Genomic DNA, 11,832 nt, shown 5'->3' with positions numbered 1-11,832 from the left:
AGAGAGATACTTCGTGAACCTGCTGTACAGCCTCACCCTGACTGTCACGTCCCCGATCGAGGGCGACTTGAAGCCCGGCCTGGAGGAAGGCGACATCACGCCCGGCCTGCTGGGTTTCCTCGCGACGCTCTTCCTCGCCCTGTGCGTGGTCTTCCTGATCCGCGACATGGTGAAGAGGATCCGCCGGGTCCGTTACCGCGCCCAGGCCGCCGGCGACGTCGACACGGACGGCCGTGCAGGGACCACCTTCCCCGTCCGCGAGGCCGACCCCGTGGGCTCCGTGCCGGAATCGGACCAGACGGCAACCGCCGAAACCGCCGGTAAGCGCTCCGGCCAGGACACGGCGGGATAAGCACCATGGCGGAGCGGTTGAAGAACCAGGCCTCCGCCTACCTGCGCCAGCATGCCGGCAACCCGGTGGACTGGTGGCCCTTCGGCGACGCAGCCTTCAATGAGGCGCGCCGCCGCGACGTTCCGGTGTTCATCTCGATCGGTTACGCCGCGTGCCACTGGTGCCACGTCATGGCGCACGAATCCTTCGAGGACCCGGAGATTGCGGACTTCCTCAACCAGCACTTCGTCAGCATCAAGGTGGACCGTGAGGAACGGCCCGATGTGGATTCTGCCTACATGGCGGCGACACAGGCGCTGACCGGGCAGGGCGGCTGGCCCATGAGTGTTTTCGCCCTTCCCGACGGCAGGACGTATTACGCCGGGACGTACTTCCCGCCGCAGCAGCTCCAGGGAACCCCGTCCTTCCGGCAGGTGCTGGAAGCAGTCTCGGGCGCGTGGCGCGACCGGCGCCAGGAGGTCGAGCAAAGCGCTGCCCAGATCGCCGAACACCTTGCCTCCGGCCAGCTTGCCAACGCCCGCCTGCTGGGAACCATCGACGGCGCCGGCCTGCCGGACGCAGCGGAGCATGCCGAAGCAGCCGCCCGGGCGCTTTCGTCCGCCGTCGAGGTCCTCGAAGGCGCCGAGGACACCGACTTTGGCGGCTTCGGCGGAGCACCCAAGTTCCCGCCGTCGCCCCTTCTGCGTTTCCTGCTGGCACATTCGGGCAGCAGCGCTCCGACCGCAGCGGCGGCAGCCGGGCTGGCCGCACGGACCCTCACCGCCATGGCCCTGGGCGGTCTCTTCGACCAGGTGGAAGGCGGGTTTGCGCGGTACACGGTGGACCGGCGCTGGCAGGTGCCGCACTTCGAAAAAATGCTCTACGACAACGCCCAGCTGCTGCGGCTCTACGCACAGTGGGCCCGGTCCGCGGAAGATCCCGACCACCGCGCCCTCGCCCTGCGCGTGACGCGCGAAACGGCACACTGGCTGGATCTTCGCCTGCGGCTGCCCGGAGGAGCCTATGCCTCTTCCCTGGATGCCGATACCCAGGTGGACGGCCGGCGCGTGGAGGGAGCCACCTACGTCTTCACCCGGGCTGAATTGACGGCCGCCTTGGGCACCGGCAGTCCGGCGCTGGACCTGCTGGACGTTGATGCCGACGACGGTGCCTCTCACCGCCTGCCCGGGAGCACCCTGCGGCTGGCTGCCGTTCCGGACGAGGCACAGGCACAAACCTGGGAAGAAGCGCGGCAGATCCTGGCCGGAGTACGCGGCTCCCGCCCCCAGCCGGACCGCGACGAGAAGGTTGTGGCGGGGTGGAACGGGCTGGCGGTTGCCGGGCTCGCCGACGCCGCCGCGGTGCTGGCGGACAACGGTGTCCCCGAGCCGCAGGTCCTGGAAGCTGCCCGCGACGCGGCGGAGTACCTGCTTGCAGTGCATCGGCAGGACGGAATCCTTTACCGGGTGTCCAACCACGGCTCAGTCCAGGGAATAGAAGGCCTGCTGGAGGACTATGCGGGGGTCGCGGAGGGGCTGTTCGCGCTGTACGCCGTCACCGGCGAACCCCGCTGGCATGCTGAGGCCCAGACCCTGGTCGCGGCCGCCGTTGACCGGTTCCTGGCCTCAGGCAAGCTCTCAGACACGGCGGCCGAGTCAGCTCAGGTGCGCCATGCCCAGGGCGGCACGTCATCTGCCAGCCCGCTGGACGACGTGGTGCCGAGCGGGACGGCCCTGTTCGCCGGTGTGCTGCTGACCTCGGCATCCTATGGCGGGCCGGCCCGGCACCGTGCCTTGGCGGAACAGCTGGTGTTCCATGTGCTGCGGGCCGCGCCCGCGGCTCCACAAGCAGTGGGATGGGCGATGTCCGTCCAGCAGGCGCTCTTGGACGGACCCCGTGAACTTGCCGTCACCGGATCAGATCCGGACGCCGTCGCCGCCCTGCTCGCCGCAGGACGGGCCGCAGGCGGACCATCGCTGGTCATAGCCCACGGCCGCCCGGACGGGGTGCCGCTGCTCGAAGGACGCAACACGGAGGTTCCCGCCCTGGCATACGTCTGCAGGGGGATGGCCTGCCGGCAGCCGGTCTCGACGGCTGAAGAGCTGCGTGCCCAGCTGCGGCCGGACGTGCCGGCCGGCTAGCTTGCGGCTGACTTGCCGCTAGCTTCCGGCGGACAGGACAGCCATCATGATGGCGATGTAGTGGCAGGAGAATCCGGCAAGCGTGAAGGCATGGAAGATCTCGTGGAATCCGAACCATTCGACGGACGGGTTCGGCCGCTTCATGGCGTAAATCACCGCGCCGGCAATGTACGCAGCCCCGCCGGCGATCACAAGCACCGCTGCCGGCATATTCACCGACCAGAAGTCCGGGATGTAGAACAGCGCCGCACAGCCCAGGGCGATGTAGACCGGTGTATAGAGCCAGCGGGGAGCATGCAGCCACAGCAGGCGGAAAGCGATTCCAGCCAGCGCACCGCTCCAGATAAGGATCAGCAGCAGCACAGCTTTGTCGCGCGGGAGCAGCGCCCAGGCCAGCGGAGTGTAGGAGCCGGCAATAACGAGCATGATGTTCGTGTGGTCGAGCCGCTTGAGGATAATTTTCACGCCGGGGGACCAGTTGCCCCGGTGGTACACGGCTGAAATGCCGAAAAGAAGTATCCCGGTCACCGCGTACACCGCGGATGCGATCCGGGTTCCGGTGGTGGGAGCCAGCACGACCAGGAGGATGCCTGCTGCCAGCACCAGCGGTGTGGCCCCGGCATGCAGCCATCCGCGCAGACGGGGTTTAATGTCCAGGGCATCGGCCACGGATTCAACTGCCGATTCGAGCGGCCCCGGTGTTGTACGGGAGTCCGGATCCTGCTGGACCGGCACTCGCTGCGAGCGTGAAGTCATGCTGCCGATTCTAACCTACGATCCGGTAGGTTACCTTCGGGTAGAGGACTCCGCCACTCGCCCGCCATGTCTCCCTGCACGGCAGGGACGAGAGTGCGCGGTAGCCTAGAAACAGTCGATCCTGCGTTCTGCGCAGGTCCCAATCCTCAGAGGCAGGTGAGTCACCCGTGCGGTTTCCCGGTGTGGTTTACGCCTACTATGAGCGGCGGTTGAGGCGGAGCCTGGCCAATGACCGGATTCCGGAACACATCGGTGTCATGGTGGACGGGAACAGGCGCTGGGCAAAACTCGCCGGTGCACCGACGTCGGACGGCCATCAGGCGGGGGCGGACAAGATCCTTGAGTTCCTGGGCTGGTGCGAGGAACTCGGCGTACGCGTAGTGACGCTCTACATGCTCTCGACGGACAACCTCAACCGTGACCCGGATGAACTGGAACCCCTGCTGGGTATCATCGCCAACACCCTGGACCGGCTCGGGGAGCGGGGAGACCTGCGGGTCCAGCCCGTGGGTGCGCTGGAGATCCTGCCGCAGGAGCTCTCCGGCCAGCTCTCCCGCCTCGGGGAAGCCACGGCCACCGCAACGGGTCTTCACGTCAATGTTGCCATCGGCTACGGCGGCAGGCGCGAGATTGTCGACGCCGTCAAGGAGCTCCTGCGCGATGCCCACCGGCAGGGCAAGCAGATCGAGGAAATCACCGAGGAACTGTGCGACGCGCAGATTTCCGAGTACCTGTATACCCGGGGACAGCCCGATCCTGAACTCGTGATCCGGACCTCGGGTGAGCAGCGGCTCTCGGGCTTCCTGATGTGGCAGAGCGCCTACAGCGAGTTCTATTTCTGCGAGGCGCTGTGGCCGGATTTCCGCAAGGTGGATTTCCTGCGCGCCCTCCGCGATTACGCCAGCCGTCAGCGACGGTTTGGATCCTAGCCCGGCACCCTGACCATGCAGCGCCATACACGTTCCGAAATCCTCCTGGCCTCAGGGCTGGCCTGGACGGCAGGCTATGCAGATGCCATCGGATTCCTCCACCTGGGCGGCTGGTTCGTTTCCTTCATGACCGGAAACTCGACCCGTGCCGGTGCAGCCGTAGCCAATGCTTCCCTGACCGGTTTCCTCCAGGCCTTCGGACTCATTGCGGCGTTCTTCCTGGGTGTTGCCGGTGCCTCCGTGCTGCGCCGGCTCCTGTCCCGGCACCGCCGCCCTGCCATCTGTTTGGCATCTGCCGCCGTGCTCACGGCCGCCCTGCTCAGCACGGCCACGCCCGGTACCGAGGGCATGCTGGGTCCGCTTCTTGCCCTGTCCATGGGGAGCCTCAACGCCGTGTTCGAGCGGGAGGGAGAAGTGTCCATCGGCATCACCTACATGACCGGAACCCTCGTGAAGCTCGGCCAGCGCGCGGTTGCCGCCCTTTTCGGCGAGAAGGACACCGGCTGGGGGCGCTACCTGCTGCTGTGGTCCGCCCTGACCGTGGGATCTCTCTGCGGCGGTGCGGCCTACTTTGCCCTGGGGATGGCGGCGCTGAACCCTGCGATCGGAGCGCTGGTCATCGCGGCCGCAGCGTCCTGGGGCCATCCCGGCCACCGGCACAGCTGAGTGCGCTTGGGTTCGGAAACACTGCAGCTTGGGCGAATGCTGCACGTTGGGTTCGGAAACACTGCGTTCCGGGATTTCGCTGCGCCCTGTGACACGGATACGCTGCGTTTCGGGAGGAACCGGTCGTCCGGGGAAAATCTTGCCACGGCGCCGCGCAGCAAATTCCCACAACAAACGAATCAGCCCAAAACGCAGCAAACCCGGAAGGGCTGCCCGAGCCACTGAGTAACGGGAACACCGGTTCCCGCGCCCACAGCCAGGGGCACGCAGCGGCTCGCGGTCTTCCTCTGCTGCACGAGGGTTGTTACGGCTCCGCCGCAGATTCTCTTGCCGCAATGACGTCCCTCTGGCCGGCCCAGACCGGCCTCATTGCAGTAAACAGGAGGCGAACTTCCGTGAACTTGGTCGTGTCCCTCTGCCGGCAGGCATGAGGGCGGGCGTAGCTTGTACGTATCGGTCAGCCCGACGCTGACGGAACCGGAGGCCGGATGCTCACACAGTGTGTGCCAGGGAGGCCGCTGGCGGCCCCTCGTGCCGGCCTGCGGATAACCACACTTCTAGCGAATCGGGGCCTGCGGTCCCTGACTGGAGTTCCACGTGGCCGTATCGACGCAATCCACCCAGGCACACACCGGCGGATCCAACGGGCAACCCCTCGGATTCGTGCTTGACACCTCTGTTCTGCTCTCCGACCCGAAAGCCATCCTGCGCTTCGCGGAACACGAGGTCATCCTGCCGCTGGTGGTTATCAGCGAACTTGAGGGCAAACGCAACGATCCGGAACTGGGTTACTTCGCCAGGACCGCGCTGCGCCTCCTGGACGAACTGCGCGTAGAGCACGGCGGGTTGGACCGCCCGGTGCCCATCGGCGACGCCGGCGGAACCCTGCGGGTGGAGGTGAACCACATCTCGCTTGACGTCCTTCCGCTGGGGATCCGGGGAACGGACAACGACAGCCGGATCCTCGCCGTCGCCCGCAACCTCGCGGACGAAGGACGCACTATCACCGTGGTGTCCAAGGATCTTCCCCTGCGGGTGAAGGCGGCAGCCGTTGGCCTCACCGCGGATGAGTACCGCAATGAACTGGTGCGGGATACCGGGTGGACCGGTATGGCGGAACTGGAGATCGGCGACGCCGAGGTCAACGCGCTCTATGACCATGAACCGGTGTTCATTCCCGAGGCTGCGGACCTGCCGGTCAATACCTGCCTGGTACTGCTGGCCGGGCGCTCCTCAGCCCTCGGCCGGCTGGGAGCCGACAAGCAGGTGCGGTTGGTGCGCGGAGACCGCGATGTCTTCGGGCTGCACGGACGGTCAGCGGAGCAGCGGCTGGCGATCGACATGCTCATGGATCCGGAAGTGGGCATTGTTTCCCTGGGCGGCCGGGCCGGCACCGGTAAGTCGGCGCTGGCGCTCTGCGCCGGACTCGAGGCGGTCCTGGAACGCCGCGAACACCGCAGGGTGGTGGTGTTCCGTCCGCTGTATGCCGTGGGTGGCCAGGAACTTGGCTACCTGCCCGGCAGCGAGAGCGAAAAAATGGGGCCTTGGGGACAGGCGGTCTTCGACACGCTGGAGGCGCTGGTTTCCAAGGAGGTTGTGGAGGAGGTGCTGGACCGCGGAATGCTGGAGGTCCTGCCGCTGACCCACATCCGCGGGCGGTCCCTGCACGACGCGTTCGTGATCGTGGACGAGGCCCAGTCGCTGGAGAAAAACGTCCTGCTGACCGTCCTGTCCCGCATCGGACAGAACTCGAAGGTGGTGCTGACCCATGACGTCGCCCAGCGCGACAACCTGAGGGTAGGACGGCATGACGGTATTGCAGCAGTGGTGGAAACCCTCAAGGGCCACCCGCTCTTCGGGCATATGACCCTCACACGCTCTGAGCGCTCACCGATCGCGGCCCTGGTAACGGAACTGCTGGAGGACGGGCAGATCCCCTAGGGTGGTGGCAGGCTCTGTCCACAGCGGAGCGACGGCTGTCCCGCTGTGGACGGCCCTACCGGTACGGTAGGGCCCATGTGGGGGATCGTGGGGGAGTACTGGGTTCGAAACAGCTTTGCTGCCTGGCTGCTGCTGGCTGCGCTGGGTTACTTCGTGGTGCTGTCCCTGCGCCTTGCCGGTGAAGACCTCCGTACGCGCCGGTTACCGAACCGGCTGGTGCTGCCCGCCTACCCGGCGTCGTCGTTGCTGCTTGGCGCTGCGGCGCTCGCCGCCGGGGAACCCGGGCGGCTTGCGGGTATGGCCTTCGGCGCCGCTGCACTGCTGGCCGGTTACTTCCTGCTGCGGCTCATCAGTCCCGGCGGACTGGGCCTGGGCGACGTGAAACTGGCAGGAGTCCTGGGGCTCTTCCTGGGGTACGCCGGCTGGGGCCACGTCCTGGCCGGAGCCGCTGCGGGCTTCGTGCTCGGAGGAATCTGGGGGCTGGGGCTGGTGCTGAGCGGCCGCGGGACCGGGAAGACGCGGATCGCCTTTGGACCGTTCATGCTGGCAGGGGCCGCCTTGGTGCTCGCTGCCCCTGGCCTACAGTAGGACCATGCCCACACCCGACTTCATCCTTTCCCTGCGCGAGAAAGTTGGTCATGACCTGCTGTGGCTGCCGGGAGTTGCCGCCGTCGTTTTCAATCCCGCCGGCGAAGTGCTGCTCTGCCGGCGGGCGGACAACGGACGCTGGACCATCATCACCGGCATCCTGGAACCGGGGGAGGAGCCAGGCCCGGGCCTGCTGCGGGAAATCGAAGAGGAAACCGGAGTCCGGTCCAAGCTGGACCACCTGATCCATGTGGGAACCACGGATCCCATCGAATTCCCGAACCGGGACCGCTGCCAGTTCCTCAACCTTGTGTTCCGCTGCACCTATGAAGCCGGAACGGCACGGGTGAACGACGACGAATCCACGGACGTGGGCTGGTTCGCCCTCGACGCCCTTCCGGAGCTGAACAAGCGGCACCGGATGCTCATCGAGCTGGCACGGACCTCCACGGGCGTGCCGGTGTTCGAGGCCTGAAGCGCCGGCGGAACGACAGGCACGACCAGGAAGACCAAGAAGGACCGGCACCCGCGCAGGGTGCCGGTCCTTCCCGCTGGGGTGGGTACCTACGGCTGCGGGCCGTCAGGGTCCTGCCGGGTCTGAGCATCCTGCACAGGCTGCGCCTTGTGTCCGGAGCCCGGGGCTGGGGTGCCCGAGGCACGCGCGGCGGCCTGCTCCTTCTCCAGCCGCACGGCTTCCTCGCCGCCGACTGCCTCGCCCCGGGCAACCATTCCGGCAACGTCGGAGAGCGGAATCTCCTTGAGGAAGAATGCCAGGATCAGGGCCAGGGCCAGGAACGGCACCAGGTACCAGAAGACAGGTGCCAGGGATTCGGCGTAGGCATTGACGATTCCGTCGCGGACCGGTTCCGGAAGGGCCTCCATGGCGGAGGGCTGCAGGGTGGCGGTGGCCTCCCCGGCCGCCGCTGCATCGAAGCCGGCGCCGGCAAAGACTCCCATGAGGTTCTCCGACAGCCGGGTGGTGAACATGGCGCCGAAGATGGCTACGCCGAGCGATGCCCCTACCTCGCGGAAGTAGTTGTTCGACGACGTGGCGGTGCCGATCTGGTCCACGGGAACAGAGTTCTGCACCACGAGCACCACCACCTGCATGATCAGGCCGAGGCCGGCACCGAAGACGAACAGCTGTGAACAAATCACCCACACCGGAGTCTCGGCCGTGAGCATCGTCATCCACAGCAGGGCTGCCAGGACCAGGACGGCGCCGGAGATGGGGTACTTCTTGTACTTGCCGGTTTTGGTGATCGCGAGTCCGGACCAGATGGAGGTGCCCATCATGCCCACCATCATCGGCAGCATCAGCAGGCCGGAAGCCGCCGCTGAAGTGCCCGTGGACATCTGCAGGAAAGTGGGGACGAACGCCAGCGCAGCGAACATTCCCATGCCGAGCGTGAAGCCGATAGCCGTGCTGTTCACGAAAATCGGGTTCTTGAACAGGCTCAGCGGGATGATCGGATCATCGGCACGGCGCTCGGCCAGGACGAAGGCAAAGGCTGAGGCCAGGAGGCCGGTGCCGAAGGCCAGTGTGAGGGGATCGGTCCATCCACGGTCGGCGTCGCCGCCGAAGTCGGTGAAGAAGATCAGGCAAGTGGTGGCGATGGACAGCAGGACGACGCCTGGGATGTCGATGCGCTTCACGGCCTTCTTGCTCGGCAGCGTCAGGGTGAAGAACGCAATCAGGAAGGCGGCGATGCCGATCGGAATGTTGATGTAGAAGGCCCACTGCCAGGTCATGTGGTCAACGAAGAAGCCGCCCAGCAGGGGGCCGGCGACGGCGGAGAGGCCGAAGATGCCGCCGAGCGGACCCATGTACTTGCCGCGCTCATTCGCCGGAACGATGTCCGCGATGATGGCCTGGGAGAGGATCATCAGGCCGCCGCCGCCCAGCCCCTGGAGGGCTCGGAAGATCACGAAGCCCCAGAAATCGGTGGCGAAGGCACACCCGACCGAGGCCAGCGTGAACAGGGCGATGGCGAAGAGGAAGAGGTTCCGGCGGCCCAGGACATCGCCGAACTTGCCGTAGATCGGCATGACGATGGTGGTGGCGAGCAGGTAGGCGGTCGTAATCCAGGTCTGGTGCTCGACGCCGCCGAGTTCGCCCACGATTGTGGGCATGGCTGTGGAGACGATGGTCTGGTCCAGGCTGGAGAGCAGCATGCCTGCAATCAGGGCGGAGAAAATGATCCAGATGCGTTTCTGGGTCAGCAGCAGCGGCCCGGAGGCGGGCGCGGCGGTGGTGGTCATGGCTTTTCCTTGGTGGAGGCTAGGGGACTGAAAGCAGCGAAGGCTGCCCGCGCGGTCTCGGCACCGGACGTGAGTACCTGGCGGTAGGTTCGGGTGTTGGACGGATCGAAGAACTCCGGACCGGCCCGCTGGACGAGGGCGGTGAAGATGGTCGTGACGGCCGCGATCCGGGGGTCCTCAGGCAGCAGCCCTTCCCGTTGGGCGATGAGGCGGCGCAGCCCTTCCTCGAGTTCCCGCGTGCCTTGCATCACCTTCATCACCAGGCGCGGCTCGGTGGCCAGTGCTTCCTTGAGCTGCAGCAGCTCCGCACGGGAAACGGCCATGCCCTCCACATGGGCGACGGCCAGGTCCACCAGGTCCTGCAGGAGGGTCTCGGAGAGTCCCGCATCAGGGGAGCCGCCGTCGATGAAGGGGGCGGTCAGCTCTTCCGGCAGCCCCTCGGGCGTCCCCAGTACGGCGTCTTCCTTGGAAGGGAAGTAATTGAAGAAGGTCCGGCGGGAGATTCCGGCCTGCTCGCACACTTCCTCCACGGTGTAGCCGCCCAGCCCGGACTGTGCCGTGAGCGCACGCGCGGCGCTGGTGATCGCCTGCCTGGTGGCCGCCCGTTTGCGTTCCCGGAGGCCCAGATCACTGGATGCACTATTCGTCACGAAGTAAACTTTTGCACGCGTTGTTCCACAGTGCAAAATTATGGAGATTATGAAAAAGGGGCCGCCGGATGAACCGGCGGCCCCTTTCAGCGCTGGTGGCTAGGCCTGCGGCGGCTTGGTCATGGAGAGGACGTCGAGGGCGGCGTCGAGCTGCTCCTCGGTGACCTCGCCGCGCTCGACGAAGCCGAGTTCGACGACGGCCTGGCGGATGGTCTTGCCTTCCTTGACCGCGAACTTGGCAATCTTGGCGGCGTTCTCGTAGCCGATGTACTTGTTCAGCGGCGTGACGATCGAGGGGGAGGCCTCGGCCAGGTAGCGGGCACGCTCAACGTTGGCTTCGATGCCGTCGATCATCTTGTCCGCCATGATCACGGAGGAGTTGGCGAGCAGGCGGATCGATTCCAGCAGGTTCGAGGCCATGACGGGGATGCCGACGTTGAGCTCGAAGTAGCCGAACGTACCGGCCCAGGCGATGGCGGCATCGTTGCCCACAACCTGTGCCGCAACCTGCATAACGGCCTCGGAGATGACGGGGTTGACCTTGCCCGGCATGATCGAGGAGCCCGGCTGCAGGTCGGGGATGGCAATTTCGCCCAGGCCCGTGTTGGGGCCGGAGCCCATCCAGCGCAGGTCGTTGGCGATCTTGGAGAAGGACACTGCGATGGTGCGCAGCATGCCGGAGACCTCGACGAGGGCATCGCGGTTGGCCTGGGACTCGAAGTGGTCGCGTGCTTCGGTCAGCGGCAGGCCGGTGTCGGCAGCCAGCAGTTCGATCACTCGCTGCGGGAAGCCTGCCGGGGTGTTGATGCCGGTGCCGACGGCGGTGCCGCCCAGCGGAACCTCGGCGACGCGGGGCAGGGAAGCCTGGACACGCTCAATGCCGTAGCGGACCTGGGCAGCGTAGCCGCCGAATTCCTGGCCAAGGGTCACCGGGGTGGCGTCCATGAGGTGGGTGCGGCCGGACTTGACGACGTCCTTGAACTCCACGGCCTTGCGTTCCAGCGACGCGGCGAGGTGCTCCAGGGACGGAATCAGGTTGTTGATCAGCGCGGAAGTCGCAGCGACGTGGACGGAGGTCGGGAACACGTCGTTGGAGGACTGGGAGGCATTGACGTGGTCGTTGGGGTGAACTGAAGTCTCGCTGCCTGCAGCCTTGAGGGCGCGGGTAGCCAGCTCGGCGAGGACCTCGTTGGTGTTCATGTTCGAGGACGTGCCGGAGCCGGTCTGGAACACGTCGATCGGGAACTGGCCGTAGTGCTGGCCGGCAGCCACCTCATCGGCGGCGGAAGCGATCGCCTTGGCGCGCTCGTCGTCGAGCACTCCCAGTTCAGCGTTGGCGATGGCGGCAGCCTTCTTGATGCGTGCCAGTGCCTCGATGTGTGCGTCATCCAGCGGCTTGCCGGAAATCGGGAAGTTCTCCACGGCGCGCTGGGTCTGGGCGCGGTAAAGGGCATTTACCGGGACGCGGACCTCACCCATGGTGTCATGTTCAATGCGGTATTCAGCGGAGTTCGAAGTCATGGCTCCAAGCCTAGTGGGCGCGGGCGCAGGTGTTGAAACCCGCGTCG

At 66.3% G+C, this 11,832-nt stretch carries 11 protein-coding genes; 7 read left to right on the top strand and 4 right to left on the bottom strand.

Annotated elements, in window-relative coordinates:
• The first annotated feature begins 13 nt into the window (after window positions 1-13).
• Both LOC59_RS11190 and LOC59_RS11185 read left to right on the top strand, forming a co-directional pair.
• On the top strand, window positions 14-352 hold the full coding sequence (locus tag LOC59_RS11190) for a hypothetical protein (RefSeq protein WP_229971989.1): 339 nt from the start codon (window positions 14-16) through the stop codon (window positions 350-352).
• A 5-nt stretch (window positions 353-357) separates the two neighbouring features.
• Window positions 358-2,472, top strand: coding sequence for a thioredoxin domain-containing protein (locus LOC59_RS11185; protein ID WP_229971987.1), 2,115 nt, complete (start codon window positions 358-360; stop codon window positions 2,470-2,472).
• Between the two features lie 18 nt (window positions 2,473-2,490).
• On the opposite strand, the gene trhA is transcribed toward LOC59_RS11185, so the two are convergent.
• A complete protein-coding gene (trhA, locus tag LOC59_RS11180) occupies window positions 2,491-3,228 on the bottom strand; it encodes a PAQR family membrane homeostasis protein TrhA (protein WP_231707906.1) in 738 nt (245 codons plus the stop codon).
• A 167-nt stretch (window positions 3,229-3,395) separates the two neighbouring features.
• Between trhA and LOC59_RS11175 the strand changes: the two genes are divergently transcribed.
• The 5 genes from LOC59_RS11175 to LOC59_RS11155 all read left to right on the top strand — a co-directional run bounded on the left by LOC59_RS11175 (window position 3,396) and on the right by LOC59_RS11155 (window position 7,827).
• Window positions 3,396-4,157 (top strand): isoprenyl transferase, encoded by a 762-nt coding sequence (locus tag LOC59_RS11175; RefSeq protein ID WP_229971985.1) that lies wholly within the window; start codon window positions 3,396-3,398, stop codon window positions 4,155-4,157.
• Between the two features lie 15 nt (window positions 4,158-4,172).
• Window positions 4,173-4,823 (top strand): YoaK family protein, encoded by a 651-nt coding sequence (locus LOC59_RS11170; protein WP_227916425.1) that lies wholly within the window; start codon window positions 4,173-4,175, stop codon window positions 4,821-4,823.
• A 663-nt stretch (window positions 4,824-5,486) separates the two neighbouring features.
• Entirely contained in the window at window positions 5,487-6,764 is a 1,278-nt protein-coding gene (locus LOC59_RS11165) for a PhoH family protein (protein ID WP_227895342.1), read from the top strand.
• A 75-nt stretch (window positions 6,765-6,839) separates the two neighbouring features.
• Window positions 6,840-7,352 carry a prepilin peptidase gene (locus LOC59_RS11160; protein WP_227895159.1) on the top strand — a complete coding sequence of 171 codons (513 nt, stop codon included), beginning with the start codon at window positions 6,840-6,842 and terminating at the stop codon, window positions 7,350-7,352.
• A gap of 4 nt (window positions 7,353-7,356) precedes the next feature.
• Window positions 7,357-7,827, top strand: a complete 471-nt coding sequence (locus LOC59_RS11155; RefSeq protein WP_227895157.1) for an NUDIX hydrolase — start codon at window positions 7,357-7,359, stop codon at window positions 7,825-7,827.
• An 89-nt stretch (window positions 7,828-7,916) separates the two neighbouring features.
• Here LOC59_RS11155 and LOC59_RS11150 read toward each other — a convergent pair whose 3' ends face one another.
• The 3 genes from LOC59_RS11150 to LOC59_RS11140 form a co-directional block, all read right to left on the bottom strand.
• The gene (locus LOC59_RS11150; RefSeq protein WP_229971982.1) at window positions 7,917-9,614 is read right to left on the bottom strand and encodes an MDR family MFS transporter; all 1,698 of its coding nucleotides are present in this window, start codon (window positions 9,612-9,614) and stop codon (window positions 7,917-7,919) included.
• Window positions 9,611-10,264, bottom strand: a complete 654-nt coding sequence (locus tag LOC59_RS11145; protein WP_229971974.1) for a TetR/AcrR family transcriptional regulator — start codon at window positions 10,262-10,264, stop codon at window positions 9,611-9,613. Before LOC59_RS11145 ends, LOC59_RS11150 begins: the two co-directional genes overlap by 4 nt.
• Window positions 10,265-10,363: 99 nt before the next feature.
• Window positions 10,364-11,785 carry a class II fumarate hydratase gene (locus tag LOC59_RS11140; protein WP_227895149.1) on the bottom strand — a complete coding sequence of 474 codons (1,422 nt, stop codon included), beginning with the start codon at window positions 11,783-11,785 and terminating at the stop codon, window positions 10,364-10,366.
• Window positions 11,786-11,832 lie beyond the last annotated feature (47 nt).

The sequence above is a fragment of the Arthrobacter sp. zg-Y916 genome, assembly GCF_020907385.1.
Taxonomy (GTDB): Bacteria; Actinomycetota; Actinomycetes; order Actinomycetales; family Micrococcaceae; genus Arthrobacter_B; species Arthrobacter_B caoxuetaonis.
Note: the sequence above shows the minus strand (reverse complement) of the source record. Positions and strands in the feature narration are given on the sequence as shown.

Bases quoted from the DNA above. Each gene is read 5' to 3' on its own strand.
- LOC59_RS11155 (WP_227895157.1), top strand. From the start codon at position 7,357: ATGCCCACACCCGACTTCATCCTTTCCCTGCGCGAGAAAGTTGGTCAT.
- LOC59_RS11170 (WP_227916425.1), top strand. From the start codon at position 4,173: ATGCAGCGCCATACACGTTCCGAAATCCTCCTGGCCTCAGGGCTGGCC.
- LOC59_RS11160 (WP_227895159.1), top strand. From the start codon at position 6,840: ATGTGGGGGATCGTGGGGGAGTACTGGGTTCGAAACAGCTTTGCTGCC.
- LOC59_RS11140 (WP_227895149.1), bottom strand. From the start codon at position 11,785: ATGACTTCGAACTCCGCTGAATACCGCATTGAACATGACACCATGGGT.
- trhA (WP_231707906.1), bottom strand. From the start codon at position 3,228: ATGACTTCACGCTCGCAGCGAGTGCCGGTCCAGCAGGATCCGGACTCC.
- LOC59_RS11150 (WP_229971982.1), bottom strand. From the start codon at position 9,614: ATGACCACCACCGCCGCGCCCGCCTCCGGGCCGCTGCTGCTGACCCAG.
- LOC59_RS11185 (WP_229971987.1), top strand. From the start codon at position 358: ATGGCGGAGCGGTTGAAGAACCAGGCCTCCGCCTACCTGCGCCAGCAT.